Consider the following 22,949-nt stretch of genomic DNA (forward strand, 5'->3'; position numbering starts at 1 on the left):
AAGAACCACTCAGGACCGAATCGTCCTATATTTCGATTTCAATTTATAAATCTACAAATTGCAGCTTGATATTAAATCAAACGAGGCTCCTGAGTATTTTCTCAGAGCCTCGTTTGTCTACAGTCTGCAACAAGAGACTTGTGTCGATACACAAGTCTCTTGTTTGCGTGCTCTCTTTGCACCGCCGCTTTTTGGCGTATACTAGGATCAATCGCAGGAAGTACAGGATTATTGATAGGAGGGTAACAATGACCGAAGAAGAATACGAACAAGCGGCGTCCTTCTGGACGCGCAAAGATGAAAAAGAAACAAAGCTGAATCGGGATGCACTATACGATTGGATTGACGCGTTTTTGTCTTCCCACAAGGTGCTCGCGTTGGCGGCCGCCTCGGCAGATTTCATCCGGTGCACGCCTTTGGAGTACACCTGGCACGACGGCGCATTCTGGATTTTTACAGAAGGCGGGCTGAAATTCAAAGCGCTGAAAGCAAATAAGCGTGTCGCCGCAGCTGTCTTTGAGAGTAATACGTCTTTTGGCGGCTTGCATTCGGCACAAATTGAAGGGAATGCGGAGGTGATCGAGCCGTTTTCCGAGGCATACAAACAGGCGGCCGCGATTCGGAAGATTCCGCTGGATGCTTTGAAAAAACTTGAAGAACCGATGTGGCTTCTGAAAATCACACCGACTGCGATCACTTGCTTGAATTCTGATTTCAAGAAGCAGGGATACGGCAGCCGGCAGATCTGGCGTGCGGCTGTCAGCGGGGCGTCAGAAGAATAAAAAAGAAAAAGCATCAACCGGGCAGGTCCGCCAAGACGGCGCACCTGCTCTTATTTGTTTGCGTCGCTGCGGGTCGACTGTTCTGCTTTAAGGGGGAGGCTTTCGACGTATTACGTTTTGTGATATTCTGATTTCGAAACACATGAATTGGAGGTGCATTTATGATGCGAACCCTGAAATATATTGAACTCAAAACAGGATATTCTGATGACGGTCCAGCGTGGATCGGCTATGTGAAAACATCCAAAACCGGAAGGACGGTGTATTTCAACGATCACGCCTTCCAAAGACAAACCGGATACACTTCAAATTACGTCGACATTGAAAACGGCGATGCGTACTGGATATCCGGCGTGAAGAAAAATGAAAGCAATCGGCATTGGGCGGGCCATGGCGTCATCACGATAGATCGACGGGCCGTCCCGGAATATCTAGAACTGACAGGACTCGCGGAACTTCCAAGGGGAATGTTTAAAGTCGCAGATATCGAAGACCATTATCCTGTCGAAAGAATTCGGCGTCTCTTTAATCAAGCCAAGGGGTGTTCAAAAACAGATGAATACAATAGATGATAAAACGGCGGGGCTGTGGGAGGCGGTCACAGCCCTGCGCCACGAGCTGCATCGCAATCCGGAGCTGTCCGGACAGGAATCAGAGACAAAAAAGCGTCTGATGGCCTTTATTCGGACGCAGTCCCATTTAAAAATCGTCAATCAGGGCGATTGGTTTTACGCTTTGTACGAACCGGCTGAGCAAAATGGGGAAGCGCCGGTGGCCTTTCGGGCCGATATGGATGCCCTGCCCGTGCCGGAGACCATTGCGCTGCCGTACGGTTCTGTACAGCCAAACGTCGCGCATAAATGCGGCCACGACGGTCATGCTGCAGCGCTGGCCGCTTTGGCTGCCCTGCTGGAAAGCGATCCCCAAGTGCGCCGCCCGGTTTATTTGATCTTTCAAGCTGCGGAAGAAACGGGCAAGGGTGGGAAGCCCTGCGCGGACTTTTTAAGCGAAACAGCGGTCAGCGCGGTCTATGCCTGTCATAATTTGAGCGGTTATCCCGAGGGCGCGGTGATGGTTCGCGACGGGTTGACGCAATGCGCCTCCACAGGGCTCCTGGTCACCTTTCACGGCGAACGGGCACACGCGGGCACCCCAGAAGACGGACACAATCCGGCCGCTGCGATCGCCGAGCTGGCGCTTTTTGCAAATCAGCTTCAGGCGGATCGAGGGGGACGCCTCTGCACCGTCGTTTATATGCAGGAAGGCCATTTGGATTTCGGCATCTCTCCGGGAGACGGCGCCATTGGGCTGACCCTGCGGACCACATCGGATGACGACCTTGCTGCCATGGAGCGGGCGCTACGGCTGCGGGCTGGTCAGCTGGCTGGGTCATTCGGTCTGCGCACAGATTTTACAGTGTACGATCCCTTCCCGGCTACGGTCAACGATCCGCAATGTGCTGCGGCGGTTCGGCAGGCCGCAGCGGCACTGGGCCTTACCGTAGCCGACATGCCGGAGCCTTGACGACCCTCTGAGGATTTCGGGTGGTACACCCAAGTGCGTCCAGGGGCCATGTTTTATGTGGGCAACGGCATCCACTGGCCAATGCCCCATCAGCCCGGGTTCGATTTCAATGACCGCATCCTGCGGACGATAGCGTCGGTCTTTCTCAAGCTGGCGGAAACCCGCTGATCCTCAGAAGACGCATCCTGGTTTAGATTATTTCGCGGATGGCTGATACCGGTTCAAGATGTCCTGAAAGGCATCTGCGCCGGTGCGGTCGACAAATTCGTAGAAGCGTTCGCCCTTTTTTCGGCCGTTCAGGTAATGGCTGACGAAGTCCGCAGCCAGATCGACGGCCCGATCAGCGGAGATGCGGTTTTTTAAGACGGTGCCGAAATGGGGATTCGGGCCGAGATGTCCGCCGACGGCGACCGCGTAAGCGTCGACGAGGGTCCCGTCAGCGGTCTTCATCTTTCCGCCGGTGAAGCCGATATCCGCAATCTGCGGGTGCGCGCAGGAATGGGGGCAGCCGGTGAGATTGATTCGAATGGGCATGCGCAGACTTGGGAAACGTTCGTCCAGCTCAGCCGTGATCCGGTTCAGGGCGTGCTTGGTCTCGATCGAGGCAAAACTGCAGTAAGCCCTTCCGGTGCAGGAGGCCTGGTACCCGCTGAAGGCCTTCGGGCGCAGCGGATAGCGGGAAAGAATGTTTTCCGAACGAAAATCAGGGCACCGGTCTTCGGGGATATTCAGGACGATCAATTGGTGCGTGTTCGTCGTGCGCAGCTGACCGTCGCCGTATTTTTCAGAGAGCGCGACGATTTTGCGGAAGTCCGACGCCGGGAGCACACCCCCGGTGACACAGAGCCCGGCGTAGTAAAGCCCCGGCTGCTTCTGCTTGTGAATGCCGTAGAAGTTGCCCCGGTTCCAGGATTTGGTGAGGGTGCGGCCGCCGTGAGGCAGCGGCCCTGTGATCGCCTCAATCAGTCGTTCAGCTTCGCGCGCGCCGATGTCTTCGATCAGGTATTTCAGGCGGCAGTGGTTTCGTTTGGTGCGGTAGCCGCGGTCGCGAAAAATACAGGCAACGGCCTCGGCCACATCGACCGCGCGCTCGGGTGGTACGAACAGGTTGAGGGGCTTGGAGAGCTTTGGCTCGCTCGAAAGGCCGCCGCCGATCCTGATGTGAAACCCCGGTGTATGCGCCGGCCCGTAAACAGCGGGGACGAAGGCCAGATCGTTGATTCCGGCGTATCCCACATCGTGGGGATTGGCGGAGAAGCTCAATTTGTATTTTCGCGGGAGATTAGCGTAATCGGGATTCCCAACAAATCGCCGGACCGCTTCATCGACGATCGGTTCGGTGTCGAAGAGTTCTTCCGGATCAACGCCCATCAGCGGGTTGCCGAGGATGTTCCGCGGGACGTCCCCGCAGCCTTCAACGGTCGTCAGGCCGACGCTGTCCAATGCGCGGAAAATGTCCGGAATTTCATTCAAAGTCAGATTATGAATTTGAATGCACTGCCGAATGGTGATCTGTAATTCACTCTGGCCGTATTGTTCAGCCAGGTCGGCAATGATGTGTCCTTGTGCCGCGTTGAGCTTGCCGGAAGGCAGTTTGATGCGGATTAGAAATTTGCCGTTTTTCGGGCGCTGGCAATAGATGCCAGCCCATTTCAGCCGCTCGATATCGGAGACGTCGATTTGTTCAAAAGGCGTCGTCGAGAGGCGGTCCAGTTCTTTGAGAATCTCCAGTCCGTCTTTTTCCAGTTTCCAATATTCATTTTTGCTGAGATCAGTTCGATCGCGCCATGTCTGCGTATAATTCATAGTAAACCTCTATAAGTAATAAAGAATTAGATTTTTTTAGAATATAACACAGAATAGCGTGGCGCGCAAGAAAAGAAGTGCTTGCCCGATCTTGCAAAATACGAGACAATGGATTATCTTATTAAAAAGACGATATGGAACAAGACCGGAATGGTTTTATCGGCTTCGTCTAAGTTTAGAAACAAGGAATACGAAAATGAAAGTCATTGTGTTGAATACAAGTCCAAGAAAAGCGTGGAATACCGCAAAATTATTAAAGTCAGCAGCAGAAGGCGCGAAAAGTACTGGCGCGGAGGTTGAATACATCGATTTATACGATTTGCATTTTACCGGATGTCGCGGCTGCATGCTTTGCAAGAGAAAAAATGTGGAAAGATGTCATTGTTACTGGAAAGACGACTTATCGCCGATTATTGATAAAATATTTTCTGCCGATACCCTGTTGATCGGGACGTGCATCTATTTGGGACGACCGACAAGCGGATACTTCGCATTGATCGAACGGCTGCATTTCTGTTCTCTGTCTTATGATGATTACAGTAATTATTTTAAGGGGAAGATCAACGTTGGCTTCTTCGTCAGCATGAATGCTACGCAGACGTTCTACGATCAATTGTACAAAGATCAATTTGAAGCGTACGCCAAGGAATTGGAAATGTTTAATGGAAAAGTTTGCCTCTATCCCTGTTACGATACGCTTCAGGTGTCGGATTACGCTAAATTCAGTATGGGCAGCTTTGATGAGCGCAAGAAAAAAGCGGCGCATGAAGAACACTTCCCCAAGGATCTGGAAAACGCGTTTCGTATAGGGCAAGCGCTGAGCTAGATTACTGTATGAGAAAGGCAGATGTTCGTGAATAATAAATGGGGTTTTAATATAGCGGGCAAGCAATACAAAAACAGGATCATTGCAGCTGGCGTGCTCATTTTGCTGTTTACTTTGGGCATGGCCATCGATGAAGGCGATTATTTGGCGAGCAAGCATACCAGCGCCGCCGTGTATTTACAAGTTTACACTGCGTTTTTGCTGCTTCTCGTGTATATCGTGCCTTTTTGTATTTTGATGAAACGGCTCTGCAAAAAATACGAGAGCAGTGGATTTGAGTTGTTGATCGCGGTGGCCTGTGGGGCCTTTATCCCGGCGGCCTTCGCTGGAGAAATCAACGACGGGTTTTCTGGCCTGATGCGCCACCTCATGGGCCGGGCGTATTCGGACGCGTGGCTCGGCTCTGCGGAGACCGGCGTAGTCGAGGAGCTGCTCAAGCTGGGCACGGTGGCGCTGCTGGTGTACCTTTTCAGCCGAAAATCACGGCAAGATTATCTGAGCATTGGTATGAGTGTGGGCATGGGCTTCCAGATCGAGGAAGATTTTTCGTACATCACGGAAAGCGGGTTTAAGCACGTAAGCGAGGCTTTCCCGACGGCGCTCGATCGGATTGTCGGCGCTCTCGGCTCCCACTGGGCTTACACGGGTCTAACAGCCGTCGGCCTTTATTTGATCGTCCGTTCCCGAGGAGATCATCACGTTAGACAAGGCGTGTTTTGGATTCTTTTTGTGATGGTGAATCATTTTCTGTACGACTCGCCGATTGGCAATGTGAACCTCTTCAGCGCGCTGCTGACGGTGGCTGTGCTTTTGCCCGTGATCGTCTTTTTAAAAGATTGCGGCGAAAAACCCGGAGGCGGGGCAGCAGATAACGCGTCAGGCGAATATAGCGGATTAGTAAAATGATGATTGAAGATGATGTATTTCGAAGAAAAAGATTTGTACCGTCCAAGATGACGACCTTTGGCTTTACCAAATCCGATGGCCAATATATTTGTGAAACGGATTTGATGGACGGGGCCTTTCACGCCATTTTATCCGTTTCCGAAAAAGGCGCAGTGACGGGCAAGGTGATCGATCGGATGAATGACGAGGAATATCATCAGCTTCGCTCGCGCCAATTCGATGGACCGTACGTTCATTCGGTTCGGCAGGCGTACGTGCAATGGCTTCGCCATATTGGCGAGACGGTCTGCGACGGGGTCTTGTTTGCATCTGATCAAGCCAATCGAATTGCGGAATTGATTTTAGATCAGTACGATGTCAAGCCGGATTTCCCCTGGGAAGAAAAGCCATACCAGTCCTACGGTGCCTTCCGACATGCGGACACGCGGAAATGGTTTGCACTGATTATGAATGTCCAATGGGATAAACTTTTAAAAAATAAGGATGAGACACGGGTTGATATCATCAATCTCAAATCGGACACGCTGGAAGAGGCGGTCAGCCGATATCCGGGGGTGATCTTTCCGGGGTATCATATGAATCATAAAACCTGGATCTCAATTGTTTTGGCAGATGTCCTTCCAGATGAAGTGATAATGCAATGGGTTCGAAGCAGCTACGCCTTAACCTGAAGGGATAGCGCAGCGAACACAAGAGATGCTGCCCGCCGTGACGATCAGTTTGGCGGAATAAAGAAAAAAAGAAGAAGTGAGGAAAAATGAGTAACGCAATCAGACCCACAACCCTTGACCATGTGAAAGTTTATGGCAAAATTTACGCGGCAGCTTTTTCCGGCGAGCCCTGGAACGATCCGTGGCAGGCGAGCGATGCTGTGGTGCATGTAACCGAACTGCTGGAATCCAAACAAGCGTACGGCCTGGAATACGTCGTCGACGGACAAGTCGCTGGCTTCATCATCGGCACGTCCATGCTGTTTCACTATGGCCGTACTTTTGAAATCAACGACTTGGCCGTTGACCCGGCTTACCAGCGGCAGGGGATCGGGCGCAAATTATTGGAACACTGTCTGTCCGATATCAAAGCTCAGGGGATGGTCGGCGTTCATTTGATCACTGCTGGCGAAGGGCGGCTGCCCGCCTTTTACGAACAATATGGCTTTAAAAAAGAACAGCGCGTGATGCTCATGGGGAGAGAGATGTAATGGAAGTATTGGAGTACGGCGATCGAGATGCAGCCGTGGTGCTGCTTCAAATGGTGGACGACCATGACCTTGAAACCATCGAAAATGAGGTGGCCTTGATTGAGGAGCAGACCGGCACGCCTTTCAGGCTGATCGCATGCAAGGTTCAGGATTGGAACGCGGATTTATCCCCGTGGGCGGCGCCGGCGGTTTTCGGCAATCAGCCTTTCGGCGGCGGCGCCCAGGAAACGCTGAAGGCAGTTTTGGCGCTCTGTGAAGATCGGACAAAGACCTACTACATCGGCGGCTATTCGCTGGCCGGGTTGTTCGCTTTGTGGGCGGTATATCAGACGGATCGGTTTCAAGGCGCGGCCGCGGCATCGCCTTCGATGTGGTTTCCTGGATTGATAGATTACATGAAAACCGCGGCAATCGAGAGCCGCAGCGTCTATTTGAGTCTGGGCGATAAAGAAGAAAAGACGCGCAATAAAGTGATGGCTGCCGTTGGCGACCGCATCCGCGAAGCCGAGGCATTGTTAAAGGCCCAAGGTGTTCACTGCGTCTTGGAATGGAACGCGGGCAATCACTTTAAAGACGCGGACCGGCGCACGGCCAAGGCGTTCGCCTGGGTGATGCAGCAGGCCGAGTCAATCAAACGGTGAGATGGATCAATGACGGATGCAGAAAGGAGAGAACCTTGAGCGAACCAACAGCGCACCGCAGTGCTGATGCCTTGTTTGCGGAGGCGCCAGTATCCAAGGCTGTGTGGATCATGGCCCTGCCGACCATTGTCACCCAGCTGATCAACATCGTTTATAATTACGCGGACACCTGGTACGTCGGCCGAACGGCCAACGCGGCGATGGTGGCGACCTTGGGGGTTTGTTTTCCCCTGTTCGTCATCATGGCAGCAGTCGCCAATCTTTTCGGCATCGGCGGCGCCAGTGTGATCTCCCGCGCCATGGGCGAGCAGAATACCGAAAAAGCCCGCCGCGCTTTCGCCGTCTCCTTTTGGGGCGGGATGGCGTCCGCGGTCGTCTTCATGGGGATCATCCTGATCTTCCGCACGCCGCTGATCTGGCTGGTTGGCGGTGACGCCCACGATTTCCAGTACGTCTCGGACTACATGTTCTGGACGATGGTCGTCGGCGCCATTCCGACGATCGGCAACGTGCTCTGCGGCCATTTGGTGCGTTCGATCGGCGCGTCAAAGGAGGCCGGCTTCGGCATGTCCATGGGCGGTGTGCTGAACATCGCGCTGGACCCGCTGTTCATGTTCGTGATTTTGCCCGATGGGATGGAAGTCACCGGGGCTGCGGTCGCGACCCTGTTGTCCAACGTCGCGGCTTTAGCGTATTTCCTGATTTATATACGCAGGCGGCAGCAAAGGGAGACAGACGGCATTCTCAACATCCGCCTGCCCAAGGCCCAGCCGGCGGACCCCGTCCTGCCGGAGATTTTAATGACGGGCTTTCCGGCCGCATTGCAGACGACGTTTGCCATGGTCTCCAATATTTTTGCCAACGTGCTGATCCGGCCCTACGGCAGCGGCGCTGTGGCGGGCATGGGGATTGCCAAGAAAATCAACATGATCGCCTTCAACACCTGTATGGGTATGACGATGGGCGTCCTGCCGCTGATTGGCTACAGCTACGGCGCCCGGGATTACACGCGCATGCGGCAAATCATCCGCTACACCGGGACGGTCGTGCTGCTCTTCGGCACAGCCTGTGCGGCGGTTTTCATTACGCAGGCGCCGCACCTCGTGCGCTTCTTCATCGATGAAGAAGCGTCTGTGCGCTACGGCACACAGTTTTTACACATCATCGGCTACGCGGCACCGCTGGCCGCCATTTCTTATCTGTGCGTCACAGTCTTCCAGGCCTGCGGGCGCAAGTGGCCGGCCTTTGCGCTGTCCGTGCTCCGCAAAGGGGTGTTCGACGTTCCGGCGATGTTCGTTTTCCGCACCGCCCTCGGCTTTGGCGCCGCCGGTGTGTGCCTGGCCACGCCTTTTGCAGAAGTCCTCGGCATGGCCGTTGCGCTGGTGCTGTACCTGCGGTTTTGGGCCCGGCTGCGCCGCGCTTAAAGGCCTGCCCGGCGCAATCAGCAGAGCAAGGGCATCTCGCGTGATTTTAGGAGGTAAATGGCACGGTGAAGGGGTTTTCTTTGATTTTTTCTGATTTAATCAGCGTTGCACTCGTTGCCTACGTGTGGGCGCGCATGTACACGCATTCGGCTTTGGAACCGAGAGCAGTCCGTTTGTTTCGAAATATCGGCATCACATTGCTCGCGACGCTCGCGGTCGATCACGTCTGGCAGTATTTTTTCAACATCTCCGACGGTTCGGCCGCATCCCGCCAGCTGCTGAACACCATTTCCAGCCTTGAGTTTCTCTGCGTACCCAGCACATTGTTTTTTTTGCTCTTGTACCGCCGAAAGAAATGGGATGCAGCCGACAAGTTTGCGCTGGCAGCGGACATCGCGCTCTTTGCATTGGGGATATTAAACATCCGCATGCCGGTTTACGCCTACATGGATAAGGAATTATACTACGTAAATGCTGCGGGTGCGGTGTGGATCTATCTGGGGGTCCTCGTCTTGTTCGGGTTTATTCTCATTCACGATTTCCTCAGGACGTTCAACATGGACTTCGAGGATCAAGTGCTGGCCGGGTTTGTTTTGCTTATTGCAGCTTTAGGCGGGGGCGGCTGTTATTACAATGGCGATGTGGTCGCAGTGTGGGAATGCCTGTCTATCGTCTACCTGCTGCTCTACCTGGCCCTCGAACGCCTTTTTGACAAAACCGATCAAGTCACCGGCATGCCCAATCGAAACGCCTTCACGCTGGCGTACTTCCGGGAAACGCGGCATCCGGCGCCGGTTCTGGTGTCAGTCGACGTGAATCACCTGAAATACTTCAACGATCATTTCGGGCACAAAACAGGCGATCAGTACCTTCGCGCCTTTGCGCAGACGGCGCAGAAACGGCTCGATGTCCTAGGACGGTTTTACCGCGTCGGCGGCGACGAATTCTGCCTGGTCTCCAATTCGGAACCGGCGCGCGTGGCGGCCGCCTTCGACGATTTGGCACACATGGCCCAATGCGATCCGGTCTTCGGAGATTTCCCGATGGATTTCGCCTACGGGATGGCCGTCCGCCAACCGGGCGAAACCAACGGCGCGCTCTACACCCGTGCGGACGCGGCGATGTACGCCAACAAGCGGGAAGTCGAGAGTGCGGACAGAGCAAGCCGTGACAAAACCTCCTCAATGCGTTACAATACAGATAAATAAGTTAATGACGTGAAAGAGGGGGAGGACCATGCAGACCACTGAGAAGCGCCCGTCGTCGGGTGTGCCGATTGTTTTCATCGTCTTGATCGTCGCGGTGTCCGCGGCGGTTATCGCCGGATTTGCGGCGTACCGCACGATTCAGGGGAAGGACCAGCCCAAAACCAAAACGGCGTCGCACAAGACGGCCACGGTCAAGAAGCGCCAGCCGTCGAGCAGTCACAAGACGGCCTCATCTGATACCGGGACGGCCAGCCAGCAGCAGGTGGCGCCGACGCTGAACAGCCGTCAGGTCGGCACCTTGCTTTCGCTGTATTATTGGCCGGATTATTTTAAAGGATTGATCGACGATTCCGGCATTTACTACGGCGACGACCAGCAGGACGGCCAGGCCTATCACTTTTTTACGGGCAACGGCGATCCAACGAGCGTTTTGCTCTACCGCCTGGACGGCGACACCATCACCTACAAATATGTCGACGCGTCCAACGCGGACTGCGTGGCCGACGCGCCGGTGGTGACAAAGACCATTTCGCTCACGCGCCTGATCAACGATTATTACAACACGTCGAGCAAGCGGGCAGAAGTCAACGGCTACGTGGCCAAGCTGAAGCCGGAATCAGAGATTCCAGGTGCTTTGGACGATCAGGCGGACGGCGAATAAAGGCGGCGGCGCGGCCGGAAAATGCGGAATACCATTTATCAAACCTTTGCGAGCGGTGAGATCAACAGTCTGACTGCCAGCCCATGGGGGCTGGCGGCCGGGCTGTTTTTTGTTTTGCCCAAAACGCGGACGCGCCGGCATTTATTAATTTTTCTTAAGGGGACGTTAACGGCGGCTTTAGGTCTGGCCCTTATACTGAAAGCCAATCAGGAGGACAAAACAATGGATCCGATTTGGAAGGTATTTAAAGAAACGTGTGTCAAACACGGCGAGCAAACGGCCATCATCGACGGTCATCACCGCCTCACCTGGCGGGAAGTTAAAACCTACGCCGATCGAGCGGGCCGGTTTTTAAGCGCCCACGGCGTCAAGCCGGGGGTACCGGTGGTGCTGCGGATGAAAAAAAGCTGGCAGGCTGTCTGTATGATGTACGGGACGGTGGCGGCCGGCGGGTATTACGTCTTTGTCGATCCGGATCAGCCGGAGAAAAGACTGCGCAGCATCCTGAACACGCTGCAGACCGGGATATTGATTCAGGACAGCGTGGATTTTGAGTCGCTGCCGGGATACACGGCAGAGGCGGCGCTGAACAGCCGCCGGTATTTTTGCAAAAGGAGCGAAGCCGACGCGTCCGATCCGCTCTACGCGGTATTCACGTCGGGCTCGACAGGCGAGCCGAAGGGCGTGCTGGTTTCCCGCGGCGCCGTGGCGCAGTTCATGCAGCATTTTATTGAGATGAGCGGCCTGGCCGCCAGGGATGTCATCGGCAATCAAGCGCCATTTGATTTTGACGTTTCGGTGAAAGATTTGTACGGCGCCTGTTTCACCGGCGCTTCGGTGGTTTTGATTCCCAAAGTCGACTTTGCCATGCCCAAGGCGTTGATGGACTGCCTCACGGACAATCGCGTGACGGTGTTGATCTGGGCGGTTTCGGCGCTGTGCATCGTGTCGACCTTTAAGGGCTTTGACTATCGGACGCCGAAAGCCCTGCGCCTGGTCATGTTCAGCGGGGAAGTCATGCCGATGAAGCATTTAAAAATATGGCAGGACCACCTGCCGGGGGCGGCCTTTATCAATCTCTACGGGCCGTCGGAAATCACGTGTAACGCGTTGTATTACCGGGTGAAGGGCGGCGAGGACCGGCTGCCGATCGGGGTTCCCTTTGACGGGCGGCAGGTGCTGCTCCTCGATCTGGCCGGCAACATCATCACCGAGGACGATGTGACCGGCGAGATCTGTATCTGCGGGGAATCCATCGGTATGGGTTATATCGGCAGGCCGGACCTGACCAACAAGGTTTTCCGCACGATTTACGGCATGCGGTCGTATTGCACGGGCGATCTCGGCTACCGGGAAAACGGTCAGTTTTTCTTCGTCGGCCGGGCTGACGATCAGATCAAATTGATGGGCCACCGCATCGAACTCGGCGAAATCGAAAAGGCCATGGGCCAGATCCAAGCCGTGGAACGGGCCTGCGTCACTTACGACCCTGAAAAGAAGCGGATGACCGGCTGGTACACCGGCGAGATTGAAAGCCGGCAGCTGCGCAGGGCGCTCAAAGACAGCCTGCCGGCCTACATGATTCCGACCAAGCTGCGGCGGCTCGAGACCTTCCCCGTGAACAGCCACGGAAAAATCGACCGCCGCAAATTGAAGGAGGCCGTATGAAAGCATTCGAAACCCCCTGCTACATCCTGCAGGAAGACCGCGTGGGCGCCAGGGTTGCTGCGGTGCGCCGCCTTTGGGACGGAGAGCTCTGCTACGCGATGAAGGCCAATCCTTTTTTGGTCAAGCCTTTTTCGAAAGCGGTTCAGCGGATCGAAGTGTGTTCCTACGGGGAATTCAAGATTTGTGTCCACGAGGACATCGACCCCCGGCAGGTGATTTTTTCCGGCGTCGTCAAGAACGACGGGGAGCTTCAAGAGGTGCTCGACACCTGGGGCGATGCCTGTATCTACACAGCCGAATCCGAAAGACAGTACACGCTGCTCGCAGACTGGGCCAGGACTCACCGCACGCCGCTGCGGGTGCTGGCGCGGCTGACCGACGGGACCCAATTTGGCATGGACGAGGACGTCCTCTGCGCATTGTTTCGCCGCCAGGGGCCGTGGATTCACTTGCAGGGCATCCATTATTTCACCGGCACGATGAAGCGGAAGCCGGCGGTGTACGCCAAAGAGATGGCGGAGCTGACGCGCGTCTGCGAAAGAATCGAAGGTGAAGGCGGCCGGATCGACGAAATTGAGTACGGCCCGGGCATCGGCGTGGATTATTTTTCGGATCGCACGCCGAAAGTGACCGAATCCGAATTTTTTGCGGCGCTGTCGGAAGCGGCAGCACCGCTCAGACAGAAGTACCGGGTCACCTTGGAAATGGGCCGGGCTTTGGCAGCGCCCTGCGGGGAATACGTGAGCCGCATCGTCGACTGCAAGCGCAATCGCGGCACGGGCTACGTGCTGATCGACGGCGGCAGCCATCAGCTGCATTACGACGGCATGATGCGGGGCATGCACGTGCCCTATTTGCGGACCGAGCCAAAGCGGGAAGGGGATCAGGTCTGGACGATTGCCGGATCGCTGTGTTCCCTCAACGATATTCTCGTCGGCAACGCGCCATTGGGCGCGGTGGAAATCGGCGACCGCATCGTTTTTGAAAAGGCCGGCGCTTATGCCATGGACGAAGGTCCGGCGCTGTTTTTAAGTCACGAACTGCCGGCGGTTTATCGGGTTAGTGGGGAGACGGTCTCTGTGCTCAGAGAGCGGACAGCGGCCTGGCCCCTGCATACAGAAAGAAGGTTATAAAAATGGAAAATATGGAAGAAAAAATTATTGAAATGCTGAAAGAAAACGACGATTCAATTGATTACGCCAGTGAAACCCACCTCATTGACGACGGGCTGTTGGATTCCTTTGGCGTGATCGCCCTCGTCGCCGATCTTGAAGACGCCTTCGACGTGGAAATCGGCACGGCGGATCTGATTCCGGCGCATTTTAATTCGGTGAAAGCCATCGCCGAACTCATTCAGAAACGATTATGAGTTATCAATCGCTTTTTTACGGCGCCCTCTTTCTGCCGACTGTCTTCGTCCTTTACGCGCTGACGAAGCAGGCTTATCGGAAATACGTGCTCCTCGGGGCGAGCTGGCTTTTCTATTTTCTGGCCATGCGCCAGATCGCCTGGGTGCTGGTGGCGACGAGCGCCGGGGTTTACGCCGCCGCCCTTTGGATCGACCGGGCGGAAGGAAAAAAGCGGACAATGCGGTTCGCCTGCGCCCTCGCGCTGCTGGCCGGCGTCCTCATCCGGGTGAAGTACGCCGGGTGGATTTTCGGCGGTCTGCAGATGCTGACCGGCCAGGCGTTTGCGCTGAAAAAACTTGTGGTGCCCCTGGGCATTTCCTATTACACGCTGGAAGCGATCAGCTATTTGTGCGAGGTGCTGTGGCGCCACCAGGAGGCTGACCGCGATTTTGTCCGGGTGGCGCTGTTTTTAGGGTTCTTCCCGCAAATCATGGAAGGCCCGATCGCCCGGTACCAGGACAGCGCGGCGTCCCTGTGCGCCGGCAGGCCCATCACGGGGAAATCCCTGCGAAACGGCTGCCTGCGCATGCTCTGGGGCTTTTTTAAGAAAATGGCCGGGGCGGACCGGCTGTCCCTATTGGTGGCCATGGTCTTTAATCAGCCCTAGCGGTTTCACGGATGGGCGGCGCTGATCGGCGGCGTGGCCTACGTGGCGCAGCTTTATCTCGAGTTCTCCGGGATGATCGACGTGACCATGGGCACGGCGGAAGTGCTCCAGATTCACCTGCCGGAAAATTTCCGCCAGCCGTTTTTCTCGCGCAGCGCGTCGGAATTTTGGCGCCGGTGGCACATCACCCTCGGCACCTGGCTGAAGACCTACGTGTTTTTCCCGGTGTCCACGAGCCATCTCGTCGTCAACGCGAACCGCAAGGTGCGGAAAAAATACGGCCGGCAGACGGCAAAAGTCGTGACGTCTTTTCTGGCGCTGACACCGGTGTGGCTGTTCAACGGATTCTGGCACGGCCCGAAATGGAATTACATCGTATACGGGCTGTATTACCTCGCGATTTTAATGGCGGAGGTAATGCTCGAACCGGTTAAGAAGCAATTTTACGCCAAGACCGGCTATTCGCCGGATCGCGGCTTTTTCAAGTTTCTGCGCTGGGTGCGGACGCTGGCGATCATCGTCGCAGGGGAAATCATTTTCCGGGCCAATACAGTTTCGGCCGCGCTGCTCATGATGGGCAACGTGTTCCGCGGCCCGAGCAATGTGCACGCCCTGTTCGCGGTCAGCCATCTGGACTCGTCCGATTGGCTGGCGGTGGGGTTCTGTCTGGCGCTGGTCGCGATCGTCGACGTGTGCAAAGAAAAAGGGGTTCATCTTTTCGACTGGCTGGACCGCCTGCCGACATCGGTGCGCTGGGGGCTCAGCTACAGTTTGATCTTTGCCCTGATTTTCTTGGGCGCCTACGGTGCGGGATATCGAAAGGTTGATATGATCTATGCAAAATTCTAAATGGATGGGGTTCGTCGCGGGCTTGCTGATTCTGCTGACGGTGTTTTCGGCGGTGTCGGTCCGGGTATCGGCGGACAATTTGTCCAGCTACTCGGCGCGGCGCAACAGCATTGTTCGCGATTTTGAAAGCCAGAAAAAGCATACCGTGGATGTGGCGGTGCTGGGCGACAGCGAGTCCTACACCTCGGTGGATACGATGCGCCTGTGGCAGAAACGGGGCATCGCCGCTTTTGTGCTCGGCCAGCCCGGGGCGCAGGTGTCGGAAATGGCCAGAATGGTGGAGCGAATCTACGACGATCAGCGGCCGAAGGTGGTGCTGGTGGAAACCAACATGCTCTTTCGCAAAGTCAATATGGTAAATGGAGCCGAAAATCAATTTGGGCAGAAGATCAGCGATATTTTTCCGATTTTCCAAAACCACGATTTTTGGAAGGCCCTGTTTATCAAAGGCTACGAAGTTCAAAAATACAACGGGTTCCGCGTCCTGGGCCGGGCGTTCCCCGATGCGGACGTGTCAGGCTACATGAAGCCCGACCGCCGCGTCAAGGCCATTCCGGAATTCAATCAGATGATGATGGCGCGGATCGTGAGGACCTGCCAGGACGGCGGCAGCCGCGTCGTGCTGTACAGTGCGCCGAGCACGAAGAATTATTCGACAGCGAAGCACAACGCCCTGGTCCGGTACGCGAAAGAGCTCGGCGTCGCGTACATCGATCTCAATACCCGCATTGGCCGCACTGCCATCGACTGGAACACAGACACCTACGACGGCGGCGACCATCTGAATTATTACGGCGCGGTGAAGGCGACCGACGCGCTGGCGCAAGAACTGGACGCCTATCGTCTGCCGGATCACCGACAGGATCAAAAATACGACTACTATGGGAAATTGTACCGTCTGTACGCCGGACGGGTCAAACGCCTTGACGGCCAGCAGAAGCGGGTTTAAGATACCATTATGATTGAAGATATGATTGAAGAAACGAAACAGAAAATCCTCATCGCTGAGGACGACGAAGACATTGTCGCCGTACTGGAAATGTATTTGGCGAACAGCGGTTTTGAAACGGTGGCGGCCTACGATGGCCTCGAGGCGCTGAATCGGATTCAGAAGGAGCGCTTTGATCTCTGCCTGGTCGATATCATGATGCCGAAAATGAACGGCTTCGATTTGATCCGCAGGATCCGGGAGGAAAGCCAGATGCCCATTTTGGTCCTTTCCGCCAGGAAGGCGGACAGCGACAAAATCCTAGGGCTGAATATCGGCGCGGACGATTATATCGTCAAGCCCTTCAACCCGCTGGAGGTGACGGCCCGGATCCGGGCGGTGATGCGGCGGGCGCAGGGCAGAACCCACGCGGCCAAGATTCTGCACGTCCGGGATTTAAAGGCGGATCTTTCGGAAATGTGCGTGTACCGGGACGGACAGGCGCTCCCGTTGACGCCGACCGAATTTAAAATCCTGGTCATGCTCATGGAACAGCCGGACCGGGTGTTCACCAAAGAGCAGATCGCGGCGTCGCTGAACGGCACCGCACTGGACGGCGACGAAAACACCATCATGGTGCACATGTCACACCTCCGCGAAAAAATCGAAGACGAGCCCAAGCGCCCGGCGTACCTGATCACCGTCAGAGGCCTGGGCTACAAGCTCAAGGGAAAAGCATGAAAAAGGAAAAGCACCAGACGCTGTTCCGGATGATCATGGGCAGAGTCGTTATCATGCTTGGGATCATTGTCGCCCTGACCGCGGTGATGCTCATCGCGACGAACGAGATCGACAGCACTGAAAACATGTGGCACCGCGTGGACCGCTTCATTGCCGAGGCCCAGCCCGATTTGAAAGCGGCGCGTTATCAGGCGCTGTCGGACAGCAAACGGTTGAAAAAACAGGATGCCTTCGATGTGGTCGATCCGTCGGGGCGCGTGCTCTACAGCAGCTCGGGCAGAACCAAAAAATACGGTAAAGGCTATTTGGCCTACATCCCGTCTTACGACAAAGATGCCTTTTACACGCTGTACCACATTCGAAACAAAGGCTACCTGCTGGTTTACGGCGATCAGGACGCCATTCGGGAAGCCGCCGTGCTGGACCGCAGCCGAAACGTTCAGTACACGACCGCGCGCCGTCCGCGGAAAAGGCTTTCGAAAAAGACCGTGAAGCTTTTAATCGATCACGCGGATACGCTGTTTCAGAAATACGCCTTCACTACGGCAAAGGGCGAGAAGCGGTATTTACTTCTGCATCTGGACGGCTCTGCCCTTTACGATCAGACGCAGCGGGACATTCAAAGGACTGTCATTTTAATCGGTTACGGTCTGGGGGTGTTCCTCACGGTATTGATCGGCGGCTATACCCTGACGAAAAGGGTGACGAAGCCCATTCGGCAGCTGGAAACGGGCATGACCCGATTTTCAGAGGGCAGCCGCGAACCGATCGACGCGATCCAGGGGCCGACGGAAGTGGCCAGCGCGGTGCGTACCTTCAACAAGATGAACGCGACGATTGTCAGGGCCGAGGCAGACAATCGGGAGCTGGTGGCGCAGAAGCAGCGCATGACGGCGGATCTGTCCCACGATCTTAAAACGCCGGTGACGGTGATCCAGGGCTACCTCAACGCGATGCAGGATCATTTGATTCCCGAGGCAGACTATCCGAAATACCTCCAAATCATGTCGGACAAGACCCAGGCTCTGGGCGACTTGATCAATCAGATCAGCACCTACAACAAGCTCGACCACCCGGAGGTGCAGCTGCATTTTGAACCGGCGGACATGAGCGAATTCGTCCGGTCCTATTTTGCCGGTATCTACAGCCAGATGGAAACGGCCGGCCACGAGATTTTGGACGACATTCCGGAAGGGCAGATTGCGGTGGATCTGGACCGCGCGCAAATGAACCGCGTTTTGGACAATTTGGTCAACAATTCGCTGAAGCACACGCCGCCGGGCACCCATTTCTTCGCGCTGCTGCAGCAGACCGCGGACCGGGCAGTGCTCGTGGTCGGCGACGACGGCCCGGGGCTTTCCGAAGACCTCGCGCCGCATATTTTTGAACCCTTTGTGATGGGGGACCAGTCCCGGACCACCGGGTCGGGCAGCGGCCTGGGGCTGGCGATTGTCCATTCCATTGTCGAAAAGCATGGCGGCACCATCGCCCTGGCCGGAAAAGCGGATCGGCGTCGGGTTCGTGAGACTTTCCAGATAGCGATTGAGAAGGGGACGTTCTTCCGCATCGATTTGCCGCTGCACGAAGGAGAGGCGTAGCAATTTTTAACCGTCAGCTCGAGGGCTGGCGGTTTTTTATATGAAACTTAAAATGTTGTTAAAACCACAGACACCCGCGGCCTTTCCCGATACAATGGCCTCATCCATTTGAAGAGGAGGCAAACAAAATGCCAAAAACCATAGATTTAAACAAAAGTGTTTACGAGCTGACCAGAACTTATCCGGAATTGATCGACATCATGGCCGGGCTCGGCTTTAAAGAAATCACCAAAAAGGGCATGCTGCGCTCAGTGGGCAAGCTGATGACCATCCCTAAAGGGGCGAAGATGAAAGGGATCGCCATGACGGACGTGATCGCGGCGCTGATGACGGCAGGCTTTGAACTGGAAGGGCAGATGCCAAATCTCTCGGCGGCGCCCAAAGCGCAGCCGGCGGATGCGCCAAAGCCTGAATCTGAAAGCCGGACCGATCAGCTGAAGGGCTACCTCAAACGCCTCGGTGCGGGAGAAGATCTCGAAGCGGTGCGCGCCGATTTCGCGGCCCATTTCAGCGATGTGGACGCGTCGGAAATCATGAAAGCTGAGCAGGAACTGCTCGAAGAGGGGACGCCGCTGACCGAAGTGCAGAAGCTCTGCGACGTGCACTCGGCCTTGTTTCACGGCGCGACCACCGAAGAACGGATTGCCAACGCCGAAAAAGCGGTCGCCGCATCGCTGATGCGCCAGAAGGCGGCAGTCGAACGCGCTCAGGCGGCGCCCCTCCCAAAGCGGGATTACACCGACAAAAACGCCAAAGCGGCTGCGCTGGCAGCCGTCCCCGGCCATCCATTGAACACGCTGACGAAGGAAAACGACGCTTTCACGGCCCTGCTGGAAAAGTTCCGGGCGGACCGCGATGGGGCGCTCCTGCCACAAATCCGAGAGCTCGCTATTCATTACGCCAAGAAGGGCGACTTGCTCTACCCGCCATTGAAGGTGACTTACGGCGTGTCCGGCCCCTCTGACGTCATGTGGACCGTTGACGACGAGATCCGGGACGAATTATCAGCCCTGGCCCAGGCCGGGGAACACGACGCAGACTGGCAGGACCGGATGGACAAGGTCCTGACCCGCGCGGAGGAAATGATTTACAAGGAACAGAATATTTTATTCCCGATTTGCGCGGTCAACTTCACCGAAGCCGAATGGGCGCAGATTTACCGTGATTCCAAAGATTACGCGACCTGTTTCGGCGTCGAACGCGCCACCTGGCCGGAAGGCGAAGGGTCCGAAGCGCAGCCGGCCGCTTTGATGGACGGGGAAATCGTGATGCCCGGCGGCCGCATGACCGTCGCCCAGCTGACCGCCCTGCTGAACACCATCCCGATGGAAATCTCCTTCATCGACGCGGACAACATCAACCGCTACTTCAACGAAGGGGAAAAGGTGTTCAAGCGGCCGCAGATGGCTCTCGGCCGCGAGGTCTTTTCCTGCCACCCGCCGAAAATCGAACCCATGGTGCGGGCGATTCTCGACGATTTCAGAACCGGGAAGCAGGACCGCGTGCCGGTTTGGATGGAAAAGCACGGACGCCCCATGCTCGTGACCTACACCGCCGTTCGGGACCGGAGCGGAAAATACCTCGGGACCGTGGAATTGGTCCAGGATATGACCGAAGCGCAGGCCCATTTCTCGGAAAGCGGCGCCGCGGAGAATTAAAGGACGGCCTGGCGCTGACGGACGGAGTAAAATACAATAGGGAAATACGTGGGCTTTTGACACGCAAAATGAAACGCAAAACAATACGTTTCATTTTGCGTTTTATTTTGGTACAATAAAATAGAAAAAATGAATTTTGCGTTTCAAGGAGGCTATGGGGATGAAAGAAAATCGCAGCTATGAAATTAAAGAGAAAGTGACCAATACGTTTCTTAAAACGGTCAGCGCCTTTGCGAATTACGGCGGCGGTACCATCCAATTTGGGATCAGTGATGATGGCCGGATCATTGGGATAGATAACCCCAAAGCCGTTTGTCTGGATATTGAAAATCGGATCAACGATAGCATTCGTCCCATTCCGTCGTACCAGTTGACCATCGACGATCGGACGCGTATCATTACGCTGAAAGTTGAAGCGGGTCAATTTAAGCCGTATTACTATAAAACGAAGGCGTATAAACGCAACGATACTGCAACCATTGAGGTTGACCGCGTCGAGCTGAATCGGCTTATTCTCGAAGGGGAAGGGCGCTCGTTTGATGCCCTGCCCGCTAAAAACCAGCAATTGTCCTTTTCCGTGTTGGAAAATAAGATGAGAGAGATGTTGTCCATTGCCAAATTGAGTCAAGATGTCTTGAAAACGATCGGTCTCGTCGATGTGAATGGCCAGTACAATAACGCGGCCGCACTGCTCGCCGATCATAATGATTTTCCGGGTATTGACTGTGCGCGATTTGGGGAGACGATCGATATCATCCGAGATCGTGAGACCTTTGATCGTGAATCGATTTTGAAACAATTCGACGACGCACTTGAGCTGTACCGAAAATACTATCAGTACGATGTCATTGACGGCAGCGTGAGAAAAACCATCCAGCAGATTCCGGAAAAGGCTTATCGGGAAGCGCTAGCCAACGCACTGGTTCACCGCACATGGGATACGCGGGCTCAGATCCGGGTGTCGATGTACGATGACCGCGTTGAGATCGTGTCACCGGGCGGACTGCCGGAAGGCATGACTCAGGATGAATATTTGCGCGGACAGGTTTCTTTGCTCAGAAACCCCGTGATCGGGAACGTTTTTTTCAGGCTTCATCTCATTGAAAGTTTCGGCACAGGGGTTCGACGCATGAATCAAGCTTACAACGGCAGCGAAACCAAACCGATATACAGCTTTTCTACCAATACTATTACCGTCACACTGCCTGTTGTGCAGACGGTCGAACATATGACACCGGACGAGCGGCAGCTCTATCAGGTTTTATCTACAGTGGGAAAATCAAGCTCAGCCATTGCGGCACAGTCGGGATTCAGCAAAAGAAAAACCCTTCAGCTATTAAAAGCGCTGATATATCGAGGCATTGTCAGAAAAATAGGCAACGGCAGAGGGACAAAGTACATCGCGCAGAAGGACGACGGATTGACTGACCATTAAGACTTCCAATCCCCCTGTTTTTCTGCCTTGAGCGCGCGGGTTCAAGGTGTTATACTATTCATATCAATTTAAAATTACTTTAAATAGATTAAATAGGTTAAAAGGAAAAAATGATGGTATACAATAATGTGTTAGAAGCGGTCGGCCACACGCCGATGATTCGGCTGAATCGGCTGACCGAGGACGGCAGTGCGGACATTCTCGTCAAATTTGAAGCGGTGAACGTGGGCGGTTCGATCAAGACCAGGACGGCGCTCAACATGATCGAGGCCGCGGAAAAAGAAGGCAAGCTCACGAAGGATACAGTGATCGTCGAACCGACCTCCGGCAATCAGGGTGTGGGCCTCGCGCTGGTTGGCGCGGTCAAGGGCTACAAGACGGTCATCATCATGCCCGACTCTGTCAGCGAAGAACGGCGCAAGCTGGTCCGGCATTACGGCGCGGAGGTGATTTTGGTTCACGACGCGGGCGACATCGGCGCGTGCATCTCGGAATGCGCCGCGACTGCGATGCGCATGGCGGCGGACGATCCCCACGTGTTCGTGCCCCAGCAGTTTGAAAATGTCCACAACACCTTGGCGCACAAGCAGTACACCGGCCAGAAAATTCTCGAACAGGTGGACGGGCCAATCGACGGCTTCTGTTCTGGCATCGGCACTGGCGGTACTATCACCGGCGTCGGCGAAGCCCTGAAGGCGGCGAACCCGGACATCACCATCTGGGCGGCGGAACCAGAAAACGCCGCGATCCTCTCCGGCCGGCCGGTGGGCACCCATTTGCAGATGGGCATCGGCGACGGCGTCATCCCGCCGATTCTGGATCAGCAGATTTATTCGGATATCTGCATCATTTCCGACGAAGAAGCCCTGACTACCGCCCAACGGCTGGCCCGGGAGGAAGGCTTGATGTGCGGGATCTCCAGCGGTACCAACGTCGCCGCGGCGCTGCGGCTGGCCAAAAAGCTCGGCCCCGGCAAAACCGTGGTGACGATTCTGCCCGACACGGCGGAACGGTATTTTTCGACGCCGCTTTTTGATGACCCCTCCGTGGAATAAATAGTATTAAGATGTAACTTTT

General features: G+C 55.2%; 24 protein-coding genes. 23 read left to right on the forward strand and 1 reads right to left on the reverse strand.

Translation table 11 applies throughout. The features are described 5' to 3' along the window. The first annotated feature begins 248 nt into the window (after positions 1-248). From FYJ52_RS06750 to FYJ52_RS10235, 4 genes are all read left to right on the forward strand, one after another. A complete protein-coding gene (locus FYJ52_RS06750; RefSeq protein ID WP_154576472.1) occupies positions 249-782 on the forward strand; it encodes a pyridoxamine 5'-phosphate oxidase family protein in 534 nt (177 codons plus the stop codon). A gap of 161 nt (positions 783-943) precedes the next feature. After that, positions 944-1,354, forward strand: coding sequence for a mannose-1-phosphate guanylyltransferase (locus tag FYJ52_RS06755; protein WP_154576473.1), 411 nt, complete (start codon positions 944-946; stop codon positions 1,352-1,354). Next, positions 1,338-2,306, forward strand: coding sequence for a M20 metallopeptidase family protein (locus FYJ52_RS06760; protein ID WP_205960790.1), 969 nt, complete (start codon positions 1,338-1,340; stop codon positions 2,304-2,306). Before FYJ52_RS06755 ends, FYJ52_RS06760 begins: the two co-directional genes overlap by 17 nt. 33 nt (positions 2,307-2,339) lie before the next feature. Beyond that, positions 2,340-2,474 carry a hypothetical protein gene (locus FYJ52_RS10235; protein WP_268892588.1) on the forward strand — a complete coding sequence of 45 codons (135 nt, stop codon included), beginning with the start codon at positions 2,340-2,342 and terminating at the stop codon, positions 2,472-2,474. Positions 2,475-2,501: 27 nt separating this feature from the next. Here FYJ52_RS10235 and FYJ52_RS06765 read toward each other — a convergent pair whose 3' ends face one another. Next, positions 2,502-4,112, reverse strand: a complete 1,611-nt coding sequence (locus FYJ52_RS06765; protein WP_154576474.1) for a nitrite/sulfite reductase — start codon at positions 4,110-4,112, stop codon at positions 2,502-2,504. Between the two features lie 196 nt (positions 4,113-4,308). Here FYJ52_RS06765 and FYJ52_RS06770 point away from each other — a divergent pair, with 196 nt between their 5' ends. From FYJ52_RS06770 to cysK, 19 genes are all read left to right on the forward strand, one after another. Beyond that, positions 4,309-4,938 carry a flavodoxin family protein gene (locus FYJ52_RS06770; protein WP_154576475.1) on the forward strand — a complete coding sequence of 210 codons (630 nt, stop codon included), beginning with the start codon at positions 4,309-4,311 and terminating at the stop codon, positions 4,936-4,938. Positions 4,939-4,959: 21 nt separating this feature from the next. Further along, positions 4,960-5,844 (forward strand): PrsW family glutamic-type intramembrane protease, encoded by an 885-nt coding sequence (locus tag FYJ52_RS06775; protein WP_154576476.1) that lies wholly within the window; start codon positions 4,960-4,962, stop codon positions 5,842-5,844. After that, the gene (locus FYJ52_RS06780) at positions 5,841-6,515 is read left to right on the forward strand and encodes an MmcQ/YjbR family DNA-binding protein (protein WP_154576477.1); all 675 of its coding nucleotides are present in this window, start codon (positions 5,841-5,843) and stop codon (positions 6,513-6,515) included. Before FYJ52_RS06775 ends, FYJ52_RS06780 begins: the two co-directional genes overlap by 4 nt. 86 nt (positions 6,516-6,601) lie before the next feature. Next, the gene (locus FYJ52_RS06785) at positions 6,602-7,045 is read left to right on the forward strand and encodes a GNAT family N-acetyltransferase (protein WP_154576478.1); all 444 of its coding nucleotides are present in this window, start codon (positions 6,602-6,604) and stop codon (positions 7,043-7,045) included. Then, positions 7,045-7,686 (forward strand): esterase, encoded by a 642-nt coding sequence (locus tag FYJ52_RS06790; protein ID WP_154576479.1) that lies wholly within the window; start codon positions 7,045-7,047, stop codon positions 7,684-7,686. Before FYJ52_RS06785 ends, FYJ52_RS06790 begins: the two co-directional genes overlap by 1 nt. 35 nt (positions 7,687-7,721) lie before the next feature. After that, the gene (locus FYJ52_RS06795) at positions 7,722-9,110 is read left to right on the forward strand and encodes an MATE family efflux transporter (RefSeq protein ID WP_154576480.1); all 1,389 of its coding nucleotides are present in this window, start codon (positions 7,722-7,724) and stop codon (positions 9,108-9,110) included. 65 nt (positions 9,111-9,175) lie between these two features. Beyond that, on the forward strand, positions 9,176-10,318 hold the full coding sequence (locus FYJ52_RS10310) for a sensor domain-containing diguanylate cyclase (RefSeq protein ID WP_154576481.1): 1,143 nt from the start codon (positions 9,176-9,178) through the stop codon (positions 10,316-10,318). Between the two features lie 28 nt (positions 10,319-10,346). Continuing rightward, the gene (locus tag FYJ52_RS06805; protein WP_154576482.1) at positions 10,347-10,979 is read left to right on the forward strand and encodes an Lreu_0056 family protein; all 633 of its coding nucleotides are present in this window, start codon (positions 10,347-10,349) and stop codon (positions 10,977-10,979) included. A gap of 21 nt (positions 10,980-11,000) precedes the next feature. Beyond that, a complete protein-coding gene (locus FYJ52_RS06810) occupies positions 11,001-12,647 on the forward strand; it encodes an amino acid adenylation domain-containing protein (RefSeq protein WP_154576483.1) in 1,647 nt (548 codons plus the stop codon). Beyond that, positions 12,644-13,780 carry a type III PLP-dependent enzyme domain-containing protein gene (locus FYJ52_RS06815; protein WP_154576484.1) on the forward strand — a complete coding sequence of 379 codons (1,137 nt, stop codon included), beginning with the start codon at positions 12,644-12,646 and terminating at the stop codon, positions 13,778-13,780. Before FYJ52_RS06810 ends, FYJ52_RS06815 begins: the two co-directional genes overlap by 4 nt. A 2-nt stretch (positions 13,781-13,782) precedes the next feature. Next, positions 13,783-14,016: an acyl carrier protein gene (locus tag FYJ52_RS06820; protein ID WP_235901562.1), complete on the forward strand. Its 234-nt coding sequence runs from the start codon at positions 13,783-13,785 to the stop codon at positions 14,014-14,016. After that, entirely contained in the window at positions 14,013-14,663 is a 651-nt protein-coding gene (locus FYJ52_RS06825) for an MBOAT family O-acyltransferase (protein WP_154576485.1), read from the forward strand. Before FYJ52_RS06820 ends, FYJ52_RS06825 begins: the two co-directional genes overlap by 4 nt. Positions 14,664-14,687: 24 nt before the next feature. After that, positions 14,688-15,512 carry an MBOAT family O-acyltransferase gene (locus FYJ52_RS06830; RefSeq protein WP_328598782.1) on the forward strand — a complete coding sequence of 275 codons (825 nt, stop codon included), beginning with the start codon at positions 14,688-14,690 and terminating at the stop codon, positions 15,510-15,512. After that, entirely contained in the window at positions 15,499-16,461 is a 963-nt protein-coding gene (locus tag FYJ52_RS06835) for a hypothetical protein (protein WP_154576487.1), read from the forward strand. The genes FYJ52_RS06830 and FYJ52_RS06835 overlap by 14 nt, the downstream gene beginning before the upstream one ends. A gap of 9 nt (positions 16,462-16,470) precedes the next feature. Next, positions 16,471-17,181, forward strand: coding sequence for a response regulator transcription factor (locus FYJ52_RS06840; protein WP_235901563.1), 711 nt, complete (start codon positions 16,471-16,473; stop codon positions 17,179-17,181). Beyond that, on the forward strand, positions 17,178-18,779 hold the full coding sequence (locus FYJ52_RS06845) for a sensor histidine kinase (RefSeq protein WP_154576488.1): 1,602 nt from the start codon (positions 17,178-17,180) through the stop codon (positions 18,777-18,779). Before FYJ52_RS06840 ends, FYJ52_RS06845 begins: the two co-directional genes overlap by 4 nt. Before the next feature lie 128 nt (positions 18,780-18,907). After that, a complete protein-coding gene (locus tag FYJ52_RS06850; protein ID WP_154576489.1) occupies positions 18,908-20,437 on the forward strand; it encodes a DUF438 domain-containing protein in 1,530 nt (509 codons plus the stop codon). 160 nt (positions 20,438-20,597) lie between these two features. Then, positions 20,598-21,872, forward strand: a complete 1,275-nt coding sequence (locus tag FYJ52_RS06855; RefSeq protein WP_154576490.1) for an ATP-binding protein — start codon at positions 20,598-20,600, stop codon at positions 21,870-21,872. Positions 21,873-21,982: 110 nt separating this feature from the next. Next, entirely contained in the window at positions 21,983-22,927 is a 945-nt protein-coding gene (gene cysK / locus FYJ52_RS06860; protein ID WP_456238975.1) for a cysteine synthase A, read from the forward strand. Positions 22,928-22,949: the final 22 nt, after the last annotated feature.

The sequence above is a fragment of the Pseudoramibacter porci genome, from assembly GCF_009696145.1.
In the GTDB taxonomy this organism is placed as follows: Bacteria; Bacillota; Clostridia; order Eubacteriales; family Eubacteriaceae; genus Pseudoramibacter; species Pseudoramibacter porci.